Source organism: Selenomonas ruminantium subsp. ruminantium ATCC 12561, from assembly GCF_000424065.1.
Lineage (GTDB): Bacteria > Bacillota > Negativicutes > Selenomonadales > Selenomonadaceae > Selenomonas_A > Selenomonas_A ruminantium.
This window is the reverse complement of the sequence record NZ_AUJE01000004.1, coordinates 120,048-144,146: the sequence shown is the minus strand read 5'-3', so window position 1 is coordinate 144,146 and position 24,099 is coordinate 120,048. Positions and strand designations below refer to the sequence as shown.

General features: G+C 49.3%; 24 protein-coding genes. 13 read left to right on the top strand and 11 right to left on the bottom strand.

What is annotated here, in order from left to right:
* Nucleotides 1-46: 46 nt before the first annotated feature.
* The 8 genes from rsmG to rpmH form a co-directional block, all read right to left on the bottom strand.
* Nucleotides 47-763: a 16S rRNA (guanine(527)-N(7))-methyltransferase RsmG gene (gene rsmG / locus G598_RS0103455; RefSeq protein ID WP_026765765.1), complete on the bottom strand. Its 717-nt coding sequence runs from the start codon at nucleotides 761-763 to the stop codon at nucleotides 47-49.
* Nucleotides 756-2,666, bottom strand: a complete 1,911-nt coding sequence (mnmG, locus tag G598_RS0103450) for a tRNA uridine-5-carboxymethylaminomethyl(34) synthesis enzyme MnmG (RefSeq protein WP_026765764.1) — start codon at nucleotides 2,664-2,666, stop codon at nucleotides 756-758. Before mnmG ends, rsmG begins: the two co-directional genes overlap by 8 nt.
* A gap of 13 nt (nucleotides 2,667-2,679) precedes the next feature.
* A complete protein-coding gene (gene mnmE, locus G598_RS0103445; protein WP_026765763.1) occupies nucleotides 2,680-4,056 on the bottom strand; it encodes a tRNA uridine-5-carboxymethylaminomethyl(34) synthesis GTPase MnmE in 1,377 nt (458 codons plus the stop codon).
* Between the two features lie 82 nt (nucleotides 4,057-4,138).
* The gene (jag, locus tag G598_RS0103440; RefSeq protein WP_026765762.1) at nucleotides 4,139-4,945 is read right to left on the bottom strand and encodes an RNA-binding cell elongation regulator Jag/EloR; all 807 of its coding nucleotides are present in this window, start codon (nucleotides 4,943-4,945) and stop codon (nucleotides 4,139-4,141) included.
* A complete protein-coding gene (locus G598_RS0103435) occupies nucleotides 4,945-5,622 on the bottom strand; it encodes a YidC/Oxa1 family membrane protein insertase (protein WP_026765761.1) in 678 nt (225 codons plus the stop codon). Before G598_RS0103435 ends, jag begins: the two co-directional genes overlap by 1 nt.
* 33 nt (nucleotides 5,623-5,655) lie before the next feature.
* The gene (gene yidD / locus G598_RS0103430; protein ID WP_026765760.1) at nucleotides 5,656-5,865 is read right to left on the bottom strand and encodes a membrane protein insertion efficiency factor YidD; all 210 of its coding nucleotides are present in this window, start codon (nucleotides 5,863-5,865) and stop codon (nucleotides 5,656-5,658) included.
* Nucleotides 5,862-6,206, bottom strand: a complete 345-nt coding sequence (gene rnpA / locus G598_RS0103425) for a ribonuclease P protein component (protein WP_026765759.1) — start codon at nucleotides 6,204-6,206, stop codon at nucleotides 5,862-5,864. The genes yidD and rnpA overlap by 4 nt, the downstream gene beginning before the upstream one ends.
* A gap of 84 nt (nucleotides 6,207-6,290) precedes the next feature.
* Nucleotides 6,291-6,425, bottom strand: coding sequence for a 50S ribosomal protein L34 (gene rpmH / locus G598_RS0103420; protein WP_014425951.1), 135 nt, complete (start codon nucleotides 6,423-6,425; stop codon nucleotides 6,291-6,293).
* Nucleotides 6,426-6,852: 427 nt separating this feature from the next.
* Here rpmH and dnaA point away from each other — a divergent pair, with 427 nt between their 5' ends.
* The 9 genes from dnaA (at nucleotide 6,853) to htpX (ending at nucleotide 16,141) form a co-directional block, all read left to right on the top strand.
* A complete protein-coding gene (dnaA, locus tag G598_RS0103415) occupies nucleotides 6,853-8,268 on the top strand; it encodes a chromosomal replication initiator protein DnaA (RefSeq protein WP_026765758.1) in 1,416 nt (471 codons plus the stop codon).
* Nucleotides 8,269-8,557: 289 nt separating this feature from the next.
* Nucleotides 8,558-9,670 carry a DNA polymerase III subunit beta gene (gene dnaN, locus G598_RS0103410; protein ID WP_026765757.1) on the top strand — a complete coding sequence of 371 codons (1,113 nt, stop codon included), beginning with the start codon at nucleotides 8,558-8,560 and terminating at the stop codon, nucleotides 9,668-9,670.
* A 21-nt stretch (nucleotides 9,671-9,691) separates the two neighbouring features.
* Nucleotides 9,692-9,916: an RNA-binding S4 domain-containing protein gene (locus G598_RS0103405; RefSeq protein ID WP_026765756.1), complete on the top strand. Its 225-nt coding sequence runs from the start codon at nucleotides 9,692-9,694 to the stop codon at nucleotides 9,914-9,916.
* 21 nt (nucleotides 9,917-9,937) lie between these two features.
* Nucleotides 9,938-11,041, top strand: coding sequence for a DNA replication/repair protein RecF (recF, locus tag G598_RS0103400; protein ID WP_026765755.1), 1,104 nt, complete (start codon nucleotides 9,938-9,940; stop codon nucleotides 11,039-11,041).
* A gap of 3 nt (nucleotides 11,042-11,044) precedes the next feature.
* A complete protein-coding gene (locus tag G598_RS18450; protein WP_026765754.1) occupies nucleotides 11,045-11,995 on the top strand; it encodes a DciA family protein in 951 nt (316 codons plus the stop codon).
* A 3-nt stretch (nucleotides 11,996-11,998) separates the two neighbouring features.
* Nucleotides 11,999-12,319 (top strand): extracellular matrix regulator RemB, encoded by a 321-nt coding sequence (remB, locus tag G598_RS16920; RefSeq protein ID WP_051179874.1) that lies wholly within the window; start codon nucleotides 11,999-12,001, stop codon nucleotides 12,317-12,319.
* Nucleotides 12,320-12,336: 17 nt separating this feature from the next.
* Complete coding sequence (gene gyrB / locus G598_RS0103385; protein WP_026765753.1) at nucleotides 12,337-14,349, top strand: DNA topoisomerase (ATP-hydrolyzing) subunit B; 2,013 nt, start codon at nucleotides 12,337-12,339, stop codon at nucleotides 14,347-14,349.
* 228 nt (nucleotides 14,350-14,577) lie between these two features.
* The gene (locus G598_RS0103380) at nucleotides 14,578-15,300 is read left to right on the top strand and encodes a TerC family protein (RefSeq protein WP_336433143.1); all 723 of its coding nucleotides are present in this window, start codon (nucleotides 14,578-14,580) and stop codon (nucleotides 15,298-15,300) included.
* Nucleotides 15,293-16,141 (top strand): zinc metalloprotease HtpX, encoded by an 849-nt coding sequence (gene htpX / locus G598_RS0103375; RefSeq protein ID WP_026765751.1) that lies wholly within the window; start codon nucleotides 15,293-15,295, stop codon nucleotides 16,139-16,141. The genes G598_RS0103380 and htpX overlap by 8 nt, the downstream gene beginning before the upstream one ends.
* A 72-nt stretch (nucleotides 16,142-16,213) precedes the next feature.
* Here htpX and G598_RS0103370 read toward each other — a convergent pair whose 3' ends face one another.
* Entirely contained in the window at nucleotides 16,214-16,717 is a 504-nt protein-coding gene (locus tag G598_RS0103370) for a hypothetical protein (protein WP_026765750.1), read from the bottom strand.
* Nucleotides 16,718-16,737: 20 nt separating this feature from the next.
* Nucleotides 16,738-17,334: a nucleoside/nucleotide kinase family protein gene (locus G598_RS0103365; RefSeq protein WP_026765749.1), complete on the bottom strand. Its 597-nt coding sequence runs from the start codon at nucleotides 17,332-17,334 to the stop codon at nucleotides 16,738-16,740.
* 289 nt (nucleotides 17,335-17,623) lie between these two features.
* On the opposite strand from G598_RS0103365, the gene G598_RS0103360 reads away from it, so the two are divergent.
* Both G598_RS0103360 and G598_RS0103355 read left to right on the top strand, forming a co-directional pair.
* Nucleotides 17,624-18,619, top strand: coding sequence for a pyridoxal-phosphate dependent enzyme (locus G598_RS0103360; RefSeq protein WP_026765748.1), 996 nt, complete (start codon nucleotides 17,624-17,626; stop codon nucleotides 18,617-18,619).
* A 32-nt stretch (nucleotides 18,620-18,651) separates the two neighbouring features.
* A complete protein-coding gene (locus tag G598_RS0103355) occupies nucleotides 18,652-19,560 on the top strand; it encodes a Ppx/GppA phosphatase family protein (protein WP_026765747.1) in 909 nt (302 codons plus the stop codon).
* Between the two features lie 67 nt (nucleotides 19,561-19,627).
* Here G598_RS0103355 and G598_RS0103350 read toward each other — a convergent pair whose 3' ends face one another.
* The gene (locus G598_RS0103350; protein WP_026765746.1) at nucleotides 19,628-21,241 is read right to left on the bottom strand and encodes a sensor domain-containing diguanylate cyclase; all 1,614 of its coding nucleotides are present in this window, start codon (nucleotides 21,239-21,241) and stop codon (nucleotides 19,628-19,630) included.
* 327 nt (nucleotides 21,242-21,568) lie between these two features.
* Here G598_RS0103350 and cpaB point away from each other — a divergent pair, with 327 nt between their 5' ends.
* Together cpaB and G598_RS16915 are read left to right on the top strand one after the other, a co-directional pair.
* Nucleotides 21,569-22,483: a Flp pilus assembly protein CpaB gene (gene cpaB / locus G598_RS0103345; RefSeq protein ID WP_157833261.1), complete on the top strand. Its 915-nt coding sequence runs from the start codon at nucleotides 21,569-21,571 to the stop codon at nucleotides 22,481-22,483.
* A gap of 11 nt (nucleotides 22,484-22,494) precedes the next feature.
* On the top strand, nucleotides 22,495-24,078 hold the full coding sequence (locus G598_RS16915; protein ID WP_051179873.1) for a type II and III secretion system protein family protein: 1,584 nt from the start codon (nucleotides 22,495-22,497) through the stop codon (nucleotides 24,076-24,078).
* Nucleotides 24,079-24,099: the final 21 nt, after the last annotated feature.

The window sequence follows — 24,099 nt, the reverse complement described above, 5'->3', positions numbered from 1 at the left end:
ATCGCTATAAAGCCCTTATTCGCGTTGAATAAGGGCTTTTCCTGCTTTATACGATTGGATTTTTGGTTGGTGTCCCGGCTTTGCGCGGATAGGCTTTCGGCGTGGGCATGGTCTTGGTAATCGTGATGACCGCCCGCTTGTCGTCAAGCTCCGGCAATTTCACCGGACGGATTTCCGTCTTACTTCCGCCCATGACCTTTATGGCCTTGGCGGCTTCATCTGCTTCATCATGATACTGCATGCCTTTGAGGGCGATAAAATGACCGCCTTTTTTGACAAAGGGCAGGCAGTATTCGCAGAGAATGGGCAGTCTTGCTACGGCTCTGGATACCGCGATATCGAAGGACTCGCGGTATTTTTTATTGCGGGCACCTTCTTCAGCGCGGGCATGGACGCATTCAACATCCTTTAGCCCCAGTTCCTCAACCACCGTCTGCAGGAACTTGATGCGCTTGTTGAGGGAATCCATAAGCGTCAGCTTGATTTCCGGGCAGAAAATCTTTAAGGGCAGGCCGGGAAAGCCTGCGCCGGTGCCCACATCAATCACGGTGGTACCGTCCTTAAAGAGGTTTTCATCATAGGCCGTAATGCTGTCAATCATATGCTTGATGGCAACTTCCTTCGGCTCGGTGATGGCGGTGAGGTTAATCTTTTCATTCCACTCCACCAGCAGTTCGAAGTAGCGGTTATACTGCTCCATCTGCGTAGCGCTAAGGTTTATGCCGTATTCGGCTGCCGCTTTGGCAAGTTCTTCCTTAAACATCGGCTTTCCCCTCCCCTGCCTTAAGGCGCTGCTGTTGTTCAAGCCAGATAAGCAGCACGGAAATATCTGCCGGCGATACGCCGCTGATACGGCTGGCCTGGCCTACGGAGCGGGGACGGATAGCCTTTAACTTCTCCCGGCCCTCATCACGCAGACTGGGTACATCATCGTAGTTGAGGTTTTCCGGCAGGAGTTTTTCTTCGAGTTTTTCCATGCGCTCGACCTGTTCCAGCTGTTTTTTGATATAGCCTTCATAGGTGATGGTGATTTCCACCTGCTGTTTGACTTCCTTATTGAGTTCCGGCAGGTCGAAAAGCTCTGCGAGTTTATCATAGTCCAAATCCGGACGGCGCAGGAGGTCATAGAAACTCGTCGCATTGCGCACCGGTTCAATACCTGCTGCCGTGAGTTTTTCCGTGATTTCCTTGGTGGGGTTAATGCTGTTCTTGCGCAGATAGTCCAAGGCTTCATTGATGGCATTCTGTTTTTCGGTATATCTTGCCCAGCGGTCATCTTTGACCAAACCGACACGGCGGCCGAGCGGCGTCAATCGCTGGTCGGCGTTGTCCTGCCGCAGCAGCAGGCGGTATTCGGCGCGGCTCGTCATAATGCGGTACGGCTCATTGGTTCCCTTAGTCACCAAATCATCAATCAACACGCCGATATAGGCTTCACTGCGCTTTAATACCAACGGTTCTTCACCCTTAATCAGCATGGCGGCATTGATACCGGCGATAATGCCCTGTGCCGCCGCTTCTTCATAACCGGAGGTGCCATTAGCCTGTCCGGCCGAGAAAAAGCCGTGGATATTCTTGAATTCCAGCGTCGGCTTTAACTGGGTGGGGTCAATGCAGTCATATTCAATGGCATAACCGGCGCGCATGACTTTGGCGTGTTCCAGCCCCGGAATGGTGCGCAGGAAGTCGAGCTGTACATCCATGGGCATGGACGTGGACATGCCCTGCACATAGACCTCGTTGGTATGACGGCCTTCCGGCTCTAAGAACAGCTGATGGCGCTCTTTGTCTGGGAAACGCAGGATTTTCGTTTCAATGGACGGGCAGTAACGGGGGCCAATACCCTCGATAATGCCATTGGCCATCGGGGCACGTTCCATATTGTCCCGCAGGATTTTATGGGTTTCTTCGTTGGTGTAGGTCAGGTAACAGGGAATCTGCTCACGGGTCACTTCATCGCTCATAAAGGAGAAGTTGCGGCATTCCTCATCACCGGGCTGAATTTCCATCTTGCTGTAATCGAGGGTGCGGGCATCTACGCGGGCGGGCGTACCCGTCTTAAAGCGCATCAGCTTTACGCCAAATTCTTTGAGCGAATCGGAGAACTTCACCGCCGCCCGCTGTCCGGCAGGGCCGCCCTCGTAAGTGTGTTCACCGATAATGATACGGCCCTTGAGGTAAGTTCCCGTAGCCATAACGACAGCCTTGGCCTGATAGATTTCACCGGTTTCGGACTGTACGCCGGTAACTTTGCCATCTTCGACCAGCAGTTTATCAATCAAGAGCTGTTTGACATCCAGATTTTCTGTCTGTTCGCAGGTTTCCTTCATCGTGAACTGATAGAGCTTTTTATCCGCCTGGGCACGCAGGGCATGGACAGCCGGGCCTTTGCCCGTGTTGAGCATACGGAACTGAATGCAGGTCTTGTCGGCATTGACGCCCATTTCCCCGCCTAAAGCATCAAGCTCCCGCACGAGATGGCCTTTAGCCGGGCCGCCTACGGACGGATTGCAGGGCATCATGGCAATATTGTCCATTGAAAGCGTTGTCAGCAGGGTATTACAGCCAATGCGGGCAGCTGCGAGTGCCGCCTCTACGCCGGCATGACCTGCCCCCACTACGATTACATCATAAGAGCCGGCAACAAATACGTTTTTACTTTCCATTTTCCTTACCTTCTTATTTACCAATACAGAACTTCGAGAAAATCTCATCAATGATATCTTCGCCCACCGTATCGCCGGTGATTTCGCCTAATTTTTCCCAGGCAGAACGCAGGTCAATGGAGATAAAGTCCAGCCCCATGCCTGCTTCAATGGTCGTGAGGGCCGCAGCTAAATGAATATCTGCCTGCCGCAGGAGATTGGCCTGCCGTTCATCGCTGACAAAACTGCCTTCATCAGCTGCCACCGCGCCGCCGTAAACCTTATCCTGAATCGCCTGCACCAGCGTATCCAGACCATGATTTTCCTTGGTGGAAATTTCGATAACCGGAACATTTGCCTTGGCAGATAATACCTCTGCCGTAACCACGGATTGCAAATCGCTCTTATTGAGCAGGACGATAGCATCCCGCCCGGCAAGCAGGGAGAGGATTTCCTCGTCCTCGCTGTCCAGCGGCCTTGAACCGTCAAAGAGAGCCAGTACCAAAGCGGCCTCACTGACCATCTGCCGTGCCTTTTCGACACCGATTTTTTCCACGACATCTTCCGTGGCGCGAATGCCGGCGGTGTCGATAATGCGCAGGGGAACGCCGCCCACATTGGCATATTCCTCGATGGAATCGCGGGTCGTACCGGGAATATCGGTGACAATCGCGCGTTCTTCCTGCAATAAGGCATTTAAGAGACTGGACTTGCCAACGTTAGGCTTGCCGACGATAGCGGTCATAAGTCCATCCCGCAGAATACGGCCTGTGCCGGCGGTTTTAATGAGTTTTGCTATATAGTTGCGTATTTCAACCACTTTTTCAGCTACACTTTCCGTTACCACATCATCTACTTCATCTTCGGGAAAATCAATGGCGGCTTCCAAGTGCGCAATCTGCCCTAAAATCTCCTGCCGGAAGGATTTTATCTGCGCGGAAAACGCACCGGTCAGATGGCCTGTTGCCATTTTCAGCGAGCGGTCGGTCTTGGCGGTGATGATATCCATAACCGCCTGTGCCTGGGATAAGTCCAGACGGCCATTTAAGAATGCACGTTTGGTAAACTCACCACCCTCAGCCGGTCTTGCGCCATGCTGATAAGTAAGCGCCAACGTCTTGCGCAGGGGCATAACGCCGCCATGACATTGCAGCTCCACCACATCTTCCTTCGTATAAGAATGGGGCGCCTTCATAATCAGCACCATCGCTTCGTCGATAACCTGACCAGCTTCGTCCACAATACGGCCATAGACAGCCCGATGACTGGCATAGTCGCTAAGCACCTTGCCGCTGGCAGGCCGGAACATCTTTTCCGCTACAGCTATTGCCTGTTCTCCGCTCAGACGGATAATGCCGATACCGCCCTCGCCCTGGGCGGTGGCAATAGCACTAATCGTATCTCCTTGCATAATCTCACCTACTCGATAATAGTAAAAGGGCAGCCTCAATAATGAGACAGCCCTTTCACAGCTCTCTTAGCAAAATTGCTTATTAATCTTCGTTGTAGCGTTCCTGCGCTTCATAATCGCGGCGGCGGGAACGACGGCGGCGGGGAACAATCACCACATAACGGCGCGGTTCCTCCCCGGCGCTGTAAGTTGACACACGGCGGTTATCCTGCAGAGCCATGTGAATGATTTTACGCTCATGGCGGTTCATGGGTTCAAGATGAACTTCCTCGCCGATGCGGCAGGCCTTTTCAGCCAGATGACCAGCCAGGCGCATCAAGGTTTCCTCGCGGCGGGCGCGATAGCCTTCTATGTCAATAATCACGCGGACACGGTCTTCGGCCACACCGCGGTTAGCGGCAAGATTGGTCAGATACTGCAGGGAATCCAACGTCTGGCCATGTTTGCCAATCAGGATACCCAAATTTTCGCCTTCAAGGTTAAAGACAACGCCTTCTTCGCTTTCGCTCTGCTGCCAGTTGACCTCAAGGTTCATGACGGCAAATACTTCCCGCAGGAACTTTTCTGCCCGCGCCAGCTGTTCCTCGGCGGAAACACCAGCTATCTTTGTCTCGGCAGGAGCTTCCACCTCAACGGCTTCAGGTTCGACACAAACCGTCTCTGCAGCCGCAGGTTCCTGCTCTACAGGAGCAGCCGTCTTCTGCACAGTCGCTTCCTTCTTCGTCACCTTGATTTTGGCTGGTTTTACACCAAACAAGCCCAAAAAGCCCTTGGAAGGAGCTTCCAAAACTTCATAGTCCACGTCATCTTCCGTGCAGCCTAGCTGCCGCAGAGCGGAAGACAGTGCATCTGCAACGGTTTTCCCCGTTGCCTCAACTACGCTTGCCATCAGGCAGCCTCCTTTTTCGGTGCGGTGTTATCACCACGATACATCCACCACTGCTGAACAATCTGTACCACGTTCATCGTTACCCAATAAAGTACCAGACCGGAGGGGAAATTAATACTGATCCAACCGATAAACAGCGGCATGATGAACATCATCATCTTCATCTGCGGATTGTTGGAATCCGTCGTGGTCATCTTCTGCTGGAGGAACGTCGTGAGTGCCGACAGGACGGGCAGAATATAGAGCGGGTCCGGGTCAGACATACTGGTCATCCAGAGGAAATAAGCGGACTCCGGCGTAGGATAGCTGAAATTATACAGGGAATAATACATGCCCATGAGAATCGGCATCTGAATGAGCAGCGGCAGACAGCCAGCCAACGGATTGACGCCTGCTTCCTGATACAGCGCACCGATTTTCTGCTGCATCATCTGCGGGTTATCCTTGTATTTTTCCTGAATCTTCTTCATCTTCGGGGACAGTTCCTGCATGGCCTTCATGGACTTGACCTGCTTTACCGTCAGCGGATAAAGCGCCATCTTGACGATAATCGTCAGCAGAATGATTGCCCAACCATAGCTGGCAAAACCCGCCGCACTGGTTATCGCAAAGAGGCTCTCCAGCACAAAACGCAGGAGACTTTCAATCGGAGAAAAAATCGAGCTAAAAAATTCCAAACCATCACGTCCTAATCTAAAAACCTATAAACCTTATGGAACAGGGTCATAACCACCTTTGTGGAAAGGGTGACAGCGCAAAATACGCTTTAACGCCAGCCAGCCGCCACGGCGGGCCCCATATTTCTCAATCGCAATACGCGCATATTCCGAACAAGTCGGAATATAACGGCAAGTCGGCGGTTTCAACGGGGAAATAAAATGCTGATATAGCCAAACCAGCCCCAGCAAAAATCGTTTCACTGAAAAATGCCTGCCTTTTTTCCCAGCGACAGAAAGGACTGCTCCACTGCCGGGCATTTTGCATTCAGCATAGCCTGCCGCCCTACCAAAAGCAGGGCAATTCCCGGACGCAGTTCATGGCTGTGCAGGCGGTAAGTCTCCCGCAAAAGCCGTTTTACCCGGTTGCGTTTCACCGCACAGCCCAGTTTTTTTCCAGCAGCAAAACCGACTTTTCCCGCTAAAGCCTCCGATTCAAATACATAGAGAACAAAATAGCGGTTAGCCAGTGACTTTCCCTGACGGTAAACCCGCTGAAAGTCGTTACGGCGCTTGAGCATTCGCCTTCTCGGTAATTCAAACATACCTAAATTCACCAAAATCTATCTAAAAACTTAACGTTAATAATCAAAGAAAAAGGTCACTTGGAAGTGACCTTGCTTTAAAATTTATGCCGAAAGCTTCTTTCTGCCGCGCTGGCGTCTTCTCTTCAAAACGAGACGGCCGCCTTTCGTCTTCATGCGCTCACGGAAGCCATGGGTCTTCTTTCTCCAGTGGTTGTTCGGCTGAAAAGTCATCTTCATTCGGTATACACCTCCTTAAACGGATATTATTCTGATTTCAGAAATTCGTATTCATCTCTCAGGCAAGGGTCTCCCTCGCACTAAGAATCACTGTAAATTATAGCTTAAGGCCGTGGCAGTGTCAATATAATATCCACGCTTTTTTGCCGTCTTTCTGTGGATAATTTTTGCCAATATCATCATATCCACAGAAAAACTGTTGATAACTCACTTTGATTTTGGTAAGATATTGTTGATAAATTAGCGGAAAACTTCACAGGCATTGATTTTCGGGAGGATTTGACTCCCGCATTTTTATCCCATTTTCCCGCCTCACCCCTCGTGGAAACCTTTACTTATCCACAGCTGTGGATAATCATGTGGATAAAGTTATACACCTGTGGAAAAAAATCCTATCATACTTTATATGCAGAAAGGAACTTTCTAAATGGAGCAAACACAGCTGCAGGCTGTCTGGGCACAGATTCTGGACAAGATGAAGGAACAACTGGCCCCCACAGCATTTAACTGGCTAAATCCCGTTGAGCCGCTCTCCCTTGCAAATGACACGTTGGAACTCGGCACCCAGACCGAAATGGCCAAGGAGTGGATTGCCGGACACTATCAGACTTTTATTGAAGATGCCGCGCGCGCCGTATTGGGTGCCCCCATCACCGTCCTGCTGACGGTACAGGAAAACACATCTGCCGTTGCGGAAGATGAACCTGTACGCCGGCCGGCGAAAAAAGAAAATCCCAATCAGGGAACACTCTTTCCCGAAGGAAAAACTGCCGATGAACAGCCCGTTCCGGAAACGCATATCGTAGCTCCGGGCGACAATTCTTCCCTTAATCCCAAATATACCTTTGATACCTTCGTAACCGGTAAGTCCAACAATTTCGCCCATGCAGCAGCTATGGCGGTAGCCGATAAGCCCGGCAAGACTTACAATCCCTTCTTTATGTATGGCGGCGTGGGGCTGGGCAAAACCCATCTCATGCATGCTATCGGCAACCGGGTACTCAAAAACCACCCCGAGATGCGGGTGCTCTATGTATCCAGCGAGCAGTTTACCAACGAAATCATTCAGGCTATCCAGCAGGGTACCTCGGACAAATTCCGTCAGAAGTACCGCAACATTGATGTTCTGCTGATTGACGATATTCAGTTTATCTCCGGCAAGACCAGTACGCAGGAAGAATTCTTCCATACATTCAATACCCTCTATGATGCCCAGAAGCAGGTTATCCTTTCTTCCGATAGGCCGCCCCGCGAAGTGGAACGCCTTGAAGAACGCCTGCGTTCCCGTTTTGAATGGGGACTAACCACGGACATTCAGGCACCGGATTTGGAAACCCGCATCGCCATTTTGAAGAACAAGGCCCAGAGCGACCACTTCAGTGTTCCTGATGATGTGATGGTTTACATCGCCAGCCGCATCGACAGCAATATCCGTGAGCTGGAAGGTGCACTGACCCGCGTTGTCGCATTTGCTTCGCTGACCAAACGCCCGGTGAATACAGACCTCGTAGCCGAAGCCCTGAAGGATATCTTTCCCAACGGCAAGGCCAAGGAAGTCACCATGGACGTGATTCAGGAAATCGTAGCATCTTATTTCAAAATAAAAATTGAAGACCTTCAATCCAAGAAGCGCACGCGAACAATAGCGTACCCGCGGCAGATTGCCATGTACCTTTGCCGCGAAATGACGGAAACCTCTCTGCCGCAGATTGGCCAATTCTTTGGCGGCCGGGATCATACTACCGTTATTCATGCTTATGACAAAATCAGTCAGGACAAAGAAACCGATGCCCGCCTTGGCGGCATTCTCAACGAATTGATTGACCGTATACAGAAGGTCTGACCTAAGTTTAATCCACGCCCTCGTTTTACACAATGAGGGCGTGGATAACTTTGTGGAAAGGCATCTTGAAATCCTGTTGGCAATTTGTGGATAAATAAGAGCTGTGTTTATTTCCGTGGATAATGTGGATAACCCACCCTCTTATTGTCAACACCTTATTAACAGCCGGCCTGTCGATAATCTCTGCCGTCATCGCCCTTTTCCACATTTCCACAGGCCCTACTACTACTACGGCTATTTATTTATAAATCTATAGAGTAATATTAAAAAAAAGAAAGGACCTCGCCCCATGAAAATAACCTGTGTTAAATCAGAACTGTCCAGCGCTCTTTCCATTGTCTCCAAAGCCATAGCCTCCAAGCCCCAAACCCCCATATTGGCCGGGATTTTTCTAAGAGCGGAAAATAATATTCTGGAACTTCATGCCACCAACAATGAAATCGGCCTGGTATGCCGTATTCCTGTAGAAATTGAAGAACCGGGACAAATCGCTGTCAGTGGACGTTATTTCCTGGAAGTTATCCGCAAGCTGCCTGGGGATAGCCTGACACTTTCTTACAATCGTACAGAAAAAATCATCAACATTACTTCCAATCAGGCAAATTTCACCCTGCTCAGCATGAACGCTGCCGAATTCCCAACGGTAAAGGCAATTGAAAGCAATGTCCAGTTCACCATCAAGGACAATATCCTGCGTTCGTTGATCAAGAAAACCGTTTTTGCCTGCTCCAAAGACGAATCCCGTCCGGTATTTACTGGCTGTTACCTGGAAGTGGCTGACAACAAAGTGACCATGGCAGCTACCAATATGCACAGGTTGGCTGTGAAATATGAGCAGTTCGCTGAACCACTAGGCAACATCAAGGTCATCATTCCAGCAAATATCCTGCAGGAACTGCTCCACAATATGACCTCGGATATTCCCACTGATGTAGAGGTCAGCTGCAATTTCAACCAGATTAGCTTCGCCTTTGATAATATTTATATGACTTCCCGTCTGATTGAGGGTGCGTACCCGGATTACAATTACGTTATTCCTCCCAATCACGACACTTTGGTCGTTTTGGATTCTGCGGAATTCAATGCTGCGGTTGACCGCGTATCCCTGATTTCCCGAGCTGGTGACTACAATGTAATCAAGATGGAATTTGCTCAGGGCCAGCTGCATATCACCTCCAACAACCCGGATATCGGCAATGCGGAAGAAACCATTCCGGCGTCTATCGAAGGTCCTGATGTCACGATTGCCTTCAACGCTCAGTATCTTACAGATGTCATGAAGATCATTGACAGCAAAAACTGCGAACTGCGCCTGACGAAACCGCTTTCTCCGATGACGGTCAAAGAGGAAAAAGACGATGCCTTTATCTATGTCGTTACGCCAGTACGTACTGCACATTAAAACGAAGGAGATTTTTTTCATATGAAACCTGAAAATATTGAAATTGAAACTGAGGAGATTCAGTTGGACCAGTTTCTGAAATGGGCAGGCGTACTGCCCTCTGGTGGTGAAGTCAAGGCCCTGCTGGCTGAGGGCCTTATTTACCGTAATGGCGAAAAAGAATCGGCTCGCCGCCGTAAACTCCATGATGGCGATATCGTCGAAATCACGGATATGGGGGCCTGGCGGGTCTGTGTCCGCCACTGAGAGACATAGAATGGTACATTTATGCATATTTATTCATTACATTTAAAGGACTACCGAAATTATAGTGAGTTAAAGTTAACATTTGATCCGAACATCAATATTTTTCTGGGCGCGAATGCTCAGGGTAAGACGAATATCATTGAGGCGGTTTACTATGCTTCACTGGGACGTTCCCATCGGACGCATACAGATACAGACCTTATTCGTTGGGATTGTCCACAAGCTTTAGTACAGCTAGGATTTACCCGCTTGGGCGTAGAAAATGGTTTGGAATTTCAATTCAGCCGGGATAAGCGGCGCAGGATTATCTTGAATGAGCACCCGATTCGTCCGAAAGATTTGGTGGGCAGCCTGAATACCGTTCTTTTTTCCCCGGAGGATTTATTTCTGATCAAGGGGGCGCCGGCACTTCGCCGGCGTTTTTTGGACGGGGAGATAAGCCAGGCCAGTCCGGCTTATTATCATGAATTGGCCAAATATGGCAAAATCATCACGCAGCGCAATAATCTCCTGAAAAAGATACGGGAACACAAAGCGGGCGTGGATATGTTGGATCTTTGGGATATTCAGCTGGTGGAAAGTGCCATAAAAATTACGCAGAAGCGTCTGGAGGCAGTCAAGAAGCTGAATATGCTGGCTAACCTTATGCAGAGACGTATTTCCGGCAATCTGGAGAACCTGTCCATAACCTATGATATTCATGGTGCTGAGGGGCAAAACGTGACAAATGACCTCAATTCATGGTATAATAAAGAGCTTGCAAGTCATCGGGAAATCGATATCCTCCGTGGTTCTACAGGCCGCGGACCTCATTTGGACGATATCATTCTTACCGTCAATGGAATCAATCTGCGCGCTTTTGGCTCGCAGGGACAGCAGCGTACCGGCGTGCTATCGTTGAAACTGGCTGAATTGGAATTTCTGCGCTCGGAGACGGGGGAATATCCGGTGCTCTTGCTGGACGATGTAATGAGTGAATTAGATGCTTCCCGCCGCAGACAGTTGCTGGATTTCATTCGCCGGGAGCGGATTCAGACGATGATTACCGCAACGGACAGTGCATATTTTCCAGCAGAGCGTATGGGGACCTATTATCAGGTGGAGGCCGGGAAAATTACGAGGTAAGCTATGGCAGGTAATTTGAAGGCCCGCAGTCCGGGCTTGGAACGTCCGGATAGTATTATCCGCAAGACATTCAATCATATGGGTAAAGCTTGTGAAAAGAAATATTATATGCACTGGGTTCTATGGCATTGGCCTGAGATTGTAGGCGATTTTATTGCCAATAATACATCTCCGCAAGGTATACGCAAGGATACCCTATACATATACAGTGATAATTCGTCTTTACGTAATGAATTGCAGATGATGATGCCGCAAATCGTGCAATCGGTCAATAATTTTGCAGGACAAAAGATGATTGAGAAGGTGGCTTTTACCAAACGCTGGGAAAAAGCCGATAGTGAAGGTATCGATGAAATCCGGCTGACACCTGCCGAAGCAGAGGAAAATTTGGGCCGGGAGCGATGCAAGATGCCCCTGTCTCCTGTAGAAATGCAGGCGGCGGAAGTTTTGGGGTCGGAGGCTGAGGACGAGGAAATTGGCAGGGCTGTAAGTAATCTTTACCGCAAGCATTTGCAGCTGCAGAAGTTGAAGCTGGCCAAGAGCTATAAAAAATGTCCGCAATGCGGCCGTCTGATGGCACCGGAGGAATCTTTGTGCGATGAATGCAGGCGCAGTCAGCGGGATAAAATAACAGCAGCTGTTCGGCAGGTTCTTCGGGATATGCCTTGGGCAAGATACCCGGAGGTCAAAAAGTACGTACCGGAATGTACGACGAAGATGGTCAATGAACAGCGCTCCATCATGGTACAGAAACTGGCTGCCGATACAGATGTGAACGACAAGACCAGCATAAAAGCCAAAACGCTCGTGATGCTCTACCGCTGTCTGCCGCCGGAGCAGCTCAATGAGGATAATATAACCCGCGCACTTTATGACCTGCGGTTTGATATGCATCGGCCCAAGGATTATAAAGCACCCAAGCGCTATGAGGTCATCAAACTTGGGAGGAGGTAACCCATGTTTCTCCATTTAGGCAATGGCGTATCTGTGCGAACCAAAGATGTGATTGCCATACACGATTATTCCCTGTTTCAAAAAGGAACAGGCAGCGAATTTTTGGAAAATGAGCAGACGGCAGGACGGCTGGTGAACACGCTGCCCTTGGAAATTCGCAAAGATGAGGAAGCTAAAAAGTCTCTGATCCTCACCGATAAGAAAACTTACCTGTCCGCGATTTCGCCATGGACTTTAAAACGGCGGTCGCAGATGGTTTATGATACAATGGATATGGAAAAGGATGCTGCGCCCCTTGCAGTATCGGAGTCTTTTACGGAATGATGGGAGCGTAAGATTTCATGGCAAACGATAATGAACAGTTGAATATAGAAAATGCAGAAAGCAGCATAGAGAGCGTGGATACCACCGGCATTGAGATTCATACCGATGAAAGCAGCGCTGAAGTGACGGCTGTAGATGCCGATTATGGTGCTGAACAGATTCAGATTCTTGAGGGTCTGGAAGCTGTGCGTATGCGTCCCGGTATGTATATCGGCAGCACTTCCGAGCGCGGCCTGCACCATCTCGTCTACGAAGTGGTCGATAACTCCATTGACGAGGCTTTGGCTGGTTTCTGCGACAAGATTGATGTAACCATTCACAAGGATAACAGCATTACCGTTACGGATAATGGCCGTGGTATCCCTGTAGACATGCATGAAAGCGGTATGCCGGCTGTGGAAGTCGTACTGACGGTACTCCATGCCGGCGGTAAATTCGGTGGTGACGGCTACAAGGTATCCGGCGGTCTGCACGGTGTAGGTGTATCCGTTGTTAACGCCCTGTCCACTTCGATGGAAGTACAGGTTAAACGTGACGGTAAAATCCATGAAATCTCCTTTAAGCGCGGTGAAACCGTGGAAAAGCTCCATGTAACCGGTGAAACGGAGATTACGGGAACACGTGTGCACTTTGTACCGGACCCGGAGATTTTCTCCGTGACCACGTACAGCTACGACACGTTGAAACACCGTTTGCGTGAACTGGCGTTCCTGAATCATGGTATTACCATTGTGCTCAACGATGAGCGTGGTGAGGAACTCAGAAGCGATACGTTCCATTTTGAAGGCGGTATCAGCTCTTTTGTCGAACATCTGAACCGCAAAAAGGAAAAAATCAATCCGGTGCCGATTTACTTCAACGGCATCAAAGATGATACGGTCGTGGAAATTGCCCTGCAGTATAACGACAGCTATCAGGAGAATATCTACTCCTTCGTCAATAACATCAACACCGAAGAAGGCGGTACCCATCTGGCTGGCTTTAAGCTCGCCCTGACCCGTGCAGCCAACGACTTTGCCCGCAAACAGAATATTTTGAAGGACAAGGACGGCAATCTCTCCGGTGACGATGTGCGTGAAGGCCTGACGGCGGTTATCAGCCTCAAGGTGCGTGACCCGCAGTTCGAAGGTCAGACCAAGACCAAACTGGGCAACAGCGAAGTGCGCGGTATTGTGGACTCCATCGTGACGGAAGGTCTGTCCGAATACTTCGAGGAAAACCCGGTTATCACGAAGAAGTTCATCGAAAAGGCCATTATGGCCGCCCGTGCCCGCGAAGCCGCCCGCAAGGCCCGTGAACTTACGCGCCGCAAGAATGCGCTGGAAGTATCGAGCCTGCCCGGCAAGCTGGCTGACTGCTCCGTCAAAGACCCGGAAATGGCCGAAATCTACCTCGTAGAGGGTGACTCTGCAGGCGGCTCCGCCAAGCAGGGCCGTGATAGACGATTCCAAGCTATCCTGCCCCTGCGCGGTAAGATTCTGAACGTCGAAAAGGCACGTCTCGACAAGATTTTTGCCAACGCTGAAATCCGCACGATGATTACGGCTTTTGGTACGGGCATCAGCGATGATTTTGATTTGGCAAAACGCCGTTACGGCAAAATCATCATCATGACAGATGCCGATGTGGACGGTGCCCATATCCGGACATTGCTCCTCACCTTCCTCTATCGCTATATGAAACCGCTGATTGAGCATGGTCATGTATTCATTGCCCAGCCGCCGCTCTATCAGATTCGCAAGGGCAAGAAACATTGGTATACCTACAGCGATGAAGAACTGGCCAAGAAGCTCGACGAAGTTGGCCGTGACGGTGTCACTGTACAGCGCTACAAAGGTCTGGGTGAAATGAATCCGGAACAGCTTTGGGAAACCACTATGGACCCTGCAGGACGCACCATGCTGCGCGTGGAAATGGCTGATGCTGAAGCCGCTGACGAGCTCTTTACGATTCTCATGGGCGATAAGGTAGAGCCACGCCGCCAGTTCATCGAAGAAAATGCCAAACTGGTACGCAATCTCGATATTTAAGCAAATTTTAATTTGACATTCCGATTTTTTATGATATAGTAATAGCATAAATCCCGTACAAGGGGAGTAGCTGAACGGTCAGATATCGTCAATACGGTGCATCGCACCCGGTATGGCCGACTATAATTTAGTAAGCAAGACCTTGTCTTACAGGCGGCCTGCGGGCGGCTTGTAGGGCGAGGTCTTTTTGGTATTTATTTTTGTTGGAAAAAAGGAGTTTGAGCAGCTATGATGGAATCTTTATTTGCAGGGATGTTCAGTCCCGAATGGTTTGCGGCATTATCGGGGATTCTGCTTTTGGATATTCTGCTTTCTGGTGACAATGCGATTTTGATTGCGCTGGCCTGTAAGAATCTGCCGGAGCATCACAAGAAAAAAGCCATCTTTATCGGTGGCTTCGGTGCGGTCTTTATCCGCATTGTATGTACGCTTTTTGCCACCAGCGTGCTGGCGGCACCTTATATCGAGTTTATCGGCGGGGCGGCCCTTCTCTACATTGCGGTGAAACTGTTGACCGACCATAAGGAAAATAACGAGGAAGGCGAAGCACCGGCAAGCTTTGGCGCGGCGGTACGCACGATTCTGATTGCCGACTTCATCATGAGTATCGACAATATCCTGTCGCTGGCTGGTGTGGCCAATACAGTGCCGGAAGGCAAGTGGAGCCTTATCATCTGCGGTCTGTTGATCTCCATCCCCATCGTGCTGTTTGGGGCACAGATTTTCCTGAAGCTCATGCAGAAGGTGCCTGCCCTTATCTATGGTGGCGCGGCAATCCTGGGTTGGACGGCGGCAGAACTTATGGTGGCAGACAAAGGTTTGGGCATGTATTTTGAACCCTATGCTTTAGCGATGAAGGTCGGTTTTGTCGCTATTGTTTTGGGGACCGGTTATTATTTGAACAGACGCTATGCGAGAACAGAAAAGTTGGGAGTGACGGATAATGAATAATTTGAAGACCTTGATGCTGATGGTGCTGCTGGCTGCCATTATGATTTTCATTGGCGGTCTTGTGGGCGGCAAGGGCGGCATGATGCTTATGCTCATGATTTCGTTGGGCATGAATTTCTTTTCCTACTGGTTCAGTGATTCGGTGGTGCTCAAGATGTACAACGCCCGCGAAGTCAGCCGGGAGGAAGCTCCGCAGCTCTATGGCCTGGTAGAGAATCTGGCCGCTAACGCAGAGCTTCCCATGCCGCGCGTTTACATCATCAACGAGGATACGCCGAATGCCTTTGCGACCGGCCGTAATCCGTCCCATGCAGCGGTAGCGGTAACTACGGGGATTATGCGTGCTTTGGACTATAACGAACTGTCCGGCGTTTTGGGACATGAACTGGCGCATGTGAAGAACCGCGATATTCTGACGGGCACGATTGCGGCGATGATGGCTACGGTAATCACCTATACGGCGCAGTTCTTTGCCTTCTTCGGCGGCCGCAGTGATGATGACGAAGGCGGCAATCCGATTGCAGCCCTCTTGATGGTCTTTCTTGCTCCACTAGCTGCCAGCCTGATTCAGATGGCGATTTCCCGCTCCCGCGAGTATGAAGCCGACCATGATGGTGCTGAAATCTGCGGCAATGCCAATTATCTGGCGGATGCTCTCGAAAAAATCGAGTATTATGCCTTGAATGGCCGTCAGATGAGCGATGCCACCCCGGCTACGGCGCATATGTTCATCATCAATCCGTTCAGCGGGATTGGCTCGACCATGAGCAAGCTGTTCAGCACGCATCCGCAGACCAGCGAACGCATTGCCCGTCTGCGTGCACAGGCAAACGGCCGATAAATTCAAACGACAATAAAAATGAGCCTTCTCCTCAGGAGAAGGCTCATTTTATAAAATTACAGATTAAATTCCTTACAGGCCGCCGCCCAGTGGTGAAGTCAGGGGGATAAACACGAAACCGTCGCCCTTGTGTTCCTGGTCATCCTGCCAGGTCAGCACATCTTTGCCCGACAGCTGAATTTTTCCGGTGCCATCTTTGTAGAGAAGTTCCTCTTTTTCGATATACTGTGGGCCATAGGTGAGAAGATAATGACTGCAGTCGGCATACTCCAGTGTATCGGTGTTTATCGGTCTGGCGGTCATCGTCCACATATCCACCTGACGGCTGTTCCTCCGCCAGGAAACCTCAATGCCAAACCAACCCTCCTCGGCCGTGGTGACGTTGATTCTGACGATTTTATCCTGGGACTCCTCCCAAAAACCGCAAAAGTCATTTATCCGCTCCTGGGATAAAATCCCCTTTGCTGCTGCAATTTGTCCGCTCTCAGGCAATGCACAGACCAATCCCAGCTGGGATACCGTAAAAAACAACAAAGCCAAAAAAAATCTGCCTGCAAGTTTTCCAAAATTGCCCATAAAAATCCTCCTCCATTCTCTTATTTTGTCAGTTGATCAAATTCTTCCTGCGGCAGCAGAGTGGTCAGCCCCATAAGGCTTAAAAGCTGGATAAGAGCGGTTTCCTTAGCACAGGTGTTGCGAATGATATGATTACAGATTTTCCATAAATCGAATTCTTTGTTGTTTTCAGCATATTGCAGGTGATATTTTATTTCATCATTTGTGTAGCCCAGACGCAGGAGACGATCCACTAAGGTCACATAATCGGCCATCAGGTAGATGGTTTCCAGCTTTTTCTTGATTAGCTTGCTCATGGGCTTCAGTCCCTCTATCTCCAAAATAATCACGCTGATGGTGTGATCTCTGAGGGAATTGAGGATATCATCCTTGCGGTAGCCATAGTATTCCCCTTTGTGCGTGAATTCTACGACAAAATCCATCGGGTTGAATTCCTCGCGGGGAACCGTGTGAAAGAGACGTCCGCGGGGGCTATGGTAACGGGTGCGTTTTTGTATACTGAAATCCTGGGTGGTGTAAACTGGTATGAAATGAATACCGATGTCTAATAGCTGGGCCGCCATAGCAGCTTTTCCAGAAGCCTGGGCCCCCATTAGGGCGTAAATTTTATTTTCCATATCACACATCCTTATAAAAATAGGCAATACAAAAGCGGGAACTACCGAACGTTCCCGCTTTTGCCGCCTCTATACCTTCTGCCTACAACAACATACTAGATGTCGTTGTTCTCCCTCTTTTATAATACAACACTTGCCATTTGATTTCAATAGAAAAATTACATTTTCTGTAAATTTGTGGAAAATACGGGAGAAAAAAGGGATTGCGGCATGAATAGCGAATATATTAAAATAGCATACGAATACACAATCAGCATGATTTTGAGCAATCTATGGGGGAGGAATTGCCATGTATTTTTATTGTGAAAAATGTAAGAAACCTTATCCATTGAACACGCACTCTTATGTCTGCGAGTGCGGTGGTATGTTCCGTTTGCATAAAGATCCGATGGATGAAGTGCATCAGGAGATTACTTTGGGCGAAGTAGAAACACCGCTGCTGCCCATTAAAGCAGGTAAACTGGAAGTGCTCCTGAAACTGGAAAATCTGCAGCCCACGGGTTCTTTCAAAGACAGAGGTGCCCATACCCTGATCAATGAGATTCATCATCTGGGCATTAAGAAAATTGCGCTGGATTCTGCAGGCAATGCCGGGGCTTCGATGGCTGCTTATGCAGCGGCAGCCGGAATGGAATGTACCGTCTATGTGCCGGATGATATTTCCCCGGAAATGTCCAAGCAGATTGAGGCTTATGGAGCCAAGATCGTTAAAGTACCCAATGGCCGCATGAGCACCTGTGCCGCTGTCAAGAAGGAACTGGGCGATGCGTATTATGCTTCCCATGTGTATAATCCGCTGTTCTTTGAAGGCATGCGCCCCATGGCCAAGGAAATCTACAAGCAGCTGGGCAACAAGATTCCTGAATATATCTTCATGCCTGTAGGCAACGGCACGATGATGATTGGCCTGTATTTAGGTTTTATGGAACTGGGCCGTCTGCCGCATTTTGTGGCGGTACAGAGTTCCAAGTGTGCACCGCTCTATGAAGCATTCAAGGTTGTAGAGGAACAGCCGAAAAAGACCACCATTGCGCATGCTATCCGCATTGAACGGCCGAAACGAATTACCACCATGCTGGAAATCCTCAAACAAACCGGCGGTGATGTGGTGACGGTTGAGGACGCAGAGATTCTCAAGGCCAAGAAGTATTTAGGCTCCAAGGGCGTATATGCAGAACTGACGTCTGCAGCTGCTTTGGCTGGGGCAGAGAAGTTCTTTGCTGATGGCAAGCCGGATAACTACAAGGTGGTTATTCCCATCACGGGCAGCGGCTTGAAACGCTGATTTTTGCCGTATTGTGAACAGGAGAACAATATATGCTCCATGGCATAATTGATATTGGTTCCAACACCATTCGTATGGCGGTGTATCTAATCGAAGGCGGTCATTTTGAACAGCTGATGAAGCGTAAAAACACAGTGGGACTGGCTTCCTATGTGGAAGATGGTATTATGCAGCCAGAGGGAATTGAGCGGGCGGTAGAGACTTTGCTGGAATACAAGAAATTCCTCCACTGCTTTCAGATCACACAGGTTTCAGCGTTTACCACAGCGGCTTTGCGCAATGCCAAAAACAGCAGTCAGGCCGTAGGGGAGATTGAGCGCCGCACGGGAATAAAGATTCAGGTTATCAGTGGTGACGAGGAGGCCACGCTGGACTTTATCGGGGCAACGCACAGCCTGAACAATGCTTCAGGGTTGTTGATTGATATTGGCGGCGGCAGTACAGAGATTGTCACCTACCGGGAACGGCAGATACAATATAAGACCAGCCTGCCGCTGGGATCTTTGGGGTTTGCCAAAAAATATGTAAGCGGTATCCTGCCGACCATGCAGGAATGTATGGAAATGCATGGAGAAGCCGAAGCGACCATTAGTGCTGCTGCGGATTTCTTGAACATCAGCGAGGCGGAAATCGTTGGTATTGGCGGCACGTTCAAGGGGGCCTGTGCCCTGAATAATGAGCTGTTTAATTTGCCCGCAGCCAATCGGCGGCTGGAAACCAAAAATATCCGTACCATGATCAGTACTTTTGTCAGCGATTTGGGCATGACACCGGATATGGCGGTCACATTGATGCGTTCAGTACCGGAACGGCTCAATACCATCATACCGGGGCTGATTATTGCCAGCGTCCTGTCCCGCAGGTTTCAGAGTCAATGGATTACCTACAGCGATTCGGGGGTGCGGGAAGGATATATATACGACCGGATTATCGGCAAGTAAAATCAAGTAAAATAAAAAAAGCTAAATCTGCGAAATGCATGCAGATTTAGCTTTTTTTGTTTTTCCTTTAGGATTGGCTGTCCGTTTGGTTTTCCAGACCGACAAATTCGCCTTCGTCTTCACCGGCGATATGGTAGCTGTTGCGGCCTTTTTCCTTGGCGGCGAACAGCGCCAGGTCTGCCGCATGGAACAGGTGATTGTAGGTCTTGCCGTTCTGCGGGGATACGGCAATGCCGATGCTGGCGCTGATGCCGGCATTCGTGTCACCAATCATGAGCTCGCGGGCCATTTTATTGATTTCTTCCGCCTTGCGTTTGATGATGGTCAAATCCTTCTGATGGTCGATGATGACAACAAACTCATCGCTGTCGAGATGACCGACTGTATCATAAGAACGGAATATATCCTTTAGACCCTGCGCAAATTTTTGCAAGATACGGTTGCCGTACTGGTGACCGTCTTCCTTGGTGGCTTTTTTGAAGTTATCCAAATCGATAAGGAAAATGGCCATCATACCGGGCGCGAAGGATTCTTCGTATTCCTGCAGCCGCTGGCGGCAAATGGATTCTACAGCAGCGCGGCTGGCAAGGCCGGTCAGGGCGTCGGTTTCATTTTCCTGTTTCATATTGTTGCGTATGGCGCGGATTTCGTTGATGGCCATAGCCATTTCACCGAGTTCATCTTCGGAGAGGATGCTGAGCTGTTTTTCATCATCATTGCCTTTGACGATATCGGTGACCACCTTGCAGATTTTGCGAATGGGAATGGTTAGGCGGGTGGCCATGATATGCGCCGAAATGCTGACTAAAATCAGCAGCAGCAGGCCGATAATGCCGACACGGGCAACTTCCTCGTTGGCTGTGCGGTAAACTACGCTGGCCGGCTGAATAGTCGCCACACTCCAGTGGGTCAGCTGATTGCGCGAACAGGTAACAAAGTAATTTTTTCCCAGCAGTTCAATGCGGGCAACGCCGTTTTCTTCGTCCATCACGCGAATTATTTTTTTGTAGTAATCCGGATCTTCCGGCTCGTCTGCATCCGGATGAGAGTTGGCAATGACCTTGTTTTCCTGGTCAAGAACCAGAATGGAGATATCATTCACGCTTTGTTTGGTAATGAACTCCTGAAGGTTATCCAGCGTCAAATTCCTTTGCAGCATGCCGATGGGCTGTCGCTGGTCATTGAATACGGGGACTTCCAGAACAATCATCATCTTGCCGGTGGACATGCTGACAATAATATCGGAAGCATAATCCCGTCCGGCCATGGCTTCCTGAAAATGCCGGCGCTGGCTGACATCGACGAGCGGAGAACCATCACTGCGGAGTAACTGTTGTCCGGCAGTATTGGTGACTGCCGTGATATTATTGTCACGGAACAAGTTATCATTGCTGCGAATCAATTGGAGAAGGGCCGCTTCATCTTCCGGGCTGCCGGTGGTCAGATATTTCTTGATGGTTGGTGCATCGGCAATGGTATGCAGGGTATAGAAATTATTTTGGAGTATGTTGCTCAGATGTTCGTTGACAATGGTATTATTCAGCCAGCCGGTGTTCTTGGCATGTTGTTCCATGTGGTCGGCCAGCCGAAATCCGCTGTAAACGAGCACTACTGCAATGGGGATTATGCCCATCAGGGTTAAGAGCAGGAATAATTTTTTATGAATACTTCTTCGACCCATAAAGCTACACCTCGTTTTTATTGTTGTTTGATAATTTTAATATTTATAACATTATATCATAAAAAGTGAAGATTTTCAGTAAATAAAGTAGTAGAGATGGAGAAAATATTTATTGTATTTAGAGAGGATTTTATTTCAAAAAAGCGAATGTTATGCATAATACTTTTTACGAATCGATGAGCAGATGTCATATTTATTTCGTTGCATGACGTGTAATTATTGCGAATTTTTCAGCAGGGTGATATAATTAAAGAAAGAAATAATTAAAATAAATAGACAATTTACAATGGGGTGTCAAAAAATAATACAGGAATGAAGGGGATGCCGATGTTTTCCAAGCTAATGGATGTACTAAACGATTTACAGCCCAGACAGTTGTTGATGCTGGCAGGGGGAACGGCGGTAGCGGTATTTTTGGTCGTCTATCTGGCTTTGACCGGGATGAGCAATAAGGCCGCAGATGTGCAGAAGGCGGTGCCTGCTGCACAGACACAGACAGCGATGACACAGGTGGTGATGGCTAAAGATGATATACCCTCCCGTACGGTGATACAGGAAGATATGCTGGAAATCAAGGAAATTCCAGTAGATGCAGTTCCGCGGGGCGCGATGATGAGCATGCAGGATGTAGTGGGACAGCCTGCAGCTTCGACCATCTATGCCGGGGATATTGTTACCCTGTCCAAACTGATTGTAGACAAGAACAAAGTCGGTTTTGTAGGAGAAATACCGGAAAACTGCCGGGCAGTGTCAGTAGGAATCAGCGAGATTACCGGTGTTGCAGGGTTTGCTAAACCGGGGGATTACGTGGATGTAATTCTGGTGGAGAAAACCAATCAGGGAGCTACCAGCCGCTTCCTGCTCAAGAATGTTCTGCTTTTGGGGATTAATCAGGACACGGCAAAGGAAAAAGATACGGTCAAGGAAAAAGCAGGTCAGGCAAAGCCAGCTACGGCTACATTGGCTTTGGAGCCGGACGATATGCTGCAGCTGGTTTCTGCAGCAGCTATAGGCGATATTTATTTGGCACTGCGTCCGTTCCATACAGCAGAAACAGGAAACTTTTTGGAGACCTATACCTTGCGGTCGTCCAAAGGAAACGAAGTAGTCAAAGCGCGTACAGAAGCGGCGGCACCTGCGCCGGCTCCGGCTTATCATGCACCGGCAGCCAGTGCACCAGCGGCGCCCCGTTCCTCAGGCGGCTTTGAAATCATTGAAGGCGATAAAGTTACTGCGAAGTGAGGGTGGACGGCTTGAAACGGAAAAATTTGAACATCATCATTGGACTATTTGCCCTGTTTTGTCTTTGGACAGCAAACGTTTCGGCAGCGGAGTTATTATCCGTCGGGGTGCACAGCTCTCGTTATGTATCTATGCCGACCTCCATTGCCCGTATTGCTGTCGGTGACCCGGAAATTGCGACGATTGTGCGCGTGCCCTCGTCGCGAACGGAATTTTTGTTGGTTGCGCATAAGGCTGGCACGACTTCCCTGTTTGTTTGGGGCGTCGATGGGGCGCGGTATGAATATATTGTCGGTGTATCTCCCGAAGATGAAGGACAGGCCAAAGTCATTGAAAGCGCCATCGGTTTGCCGGGGGTACGCGTTAAAATGGTTGACGGCAAGATTTTGCTTACCGGCACAGTGGAAAATCAGTATGAACGCAATTTGGCCGTACGGACGGCACAATTATTTGTGAAACAGGATACAGCTGCGAATGGAAGTCTCAGTGTAGGCAGCAATGCCAATATGCGTATGCAGGCACAAATATCTGGTATGGATTCGCGCTCCGGTGCAGTCGGGGGAAATAATTTTTCCTCAACGGGGACGGTAATTGACCTGTTGCACCTGCGCCATCCTTCCCAAATCCGCTTGGAAGCACAGGTGGTCGCCATCAATCCTACAGAAAATTCGGATGTGGGTTTTGTCTATGGCTCAGCTTCCGACTACTTATCTTCCGACACATCTTCCGGCTCATACCTTGGCAATTCGCCGGGGGTATTTTACGGCGGACAGTCCTATGGTCCGGGCGGCAGTACAACCTTCCGTAATAATCCTTGGAAATGGTTGACCGAACATCATAGTGACATTAATGTGGCTCTGCGGGCTTTGATTACGCAGAACAAGGCAAAGATTCTCTCTCGTCCCAGCATTACGACGATGAGTGGGGAAGAAGCTGTGATTCAGGTCGGTGGTGAGATTCCCTATACAACCAGGGACAGTAATGGTAATCCCAAGACAGAATTCAAGGATTATGGTATTATCCTGCAGTTCAAACCGTTGGTCGATGCGGAAAATCGTATTGTTTCATCGATTCATACCGAGGTCAGCATGCCAAGTGGGGAAACCGTGGATAACCAGCCGATTTTGGATAAACGACGGGCTGATGCGGTGGTCACAGCGACTTCTGGTTCCACCATGGTTATTGGTGGTCTGATGGATTCGCGGGAGTATAAGGTTGTACGCAAGTTCCCCTTCCTGGGTGACATTCCCATCATTGGTGAATTTTTCAAGTACACCTCGAAATCCCGGAATCGTCAGGAATTGATTATTTTGGTTACACCGCGATTGGTGGACGAAAACAGTGCTTCTCAGGCGGATATGACCAACGAGATGCAGGAGTTCTACAGAAAAGGTCAGCAGGAAAAGGCTGCAATGAAAAAAGTAGACCTCAATGAAGAAAATGCGACAGCAGAGCAGCAGAAAGAAGCTGCTGTAGAAGAACAGGCAGATACGGTAACGCGGGAAGGGGATAATTCCCAGCAGGTAGCATCTGAAATGGCCAGTGAGTCCGTTTTGGATAAATATCTGAACCGTGATGTCTTAAATAAAAAGTAAAAGTCTGCCGCAATATGGGAA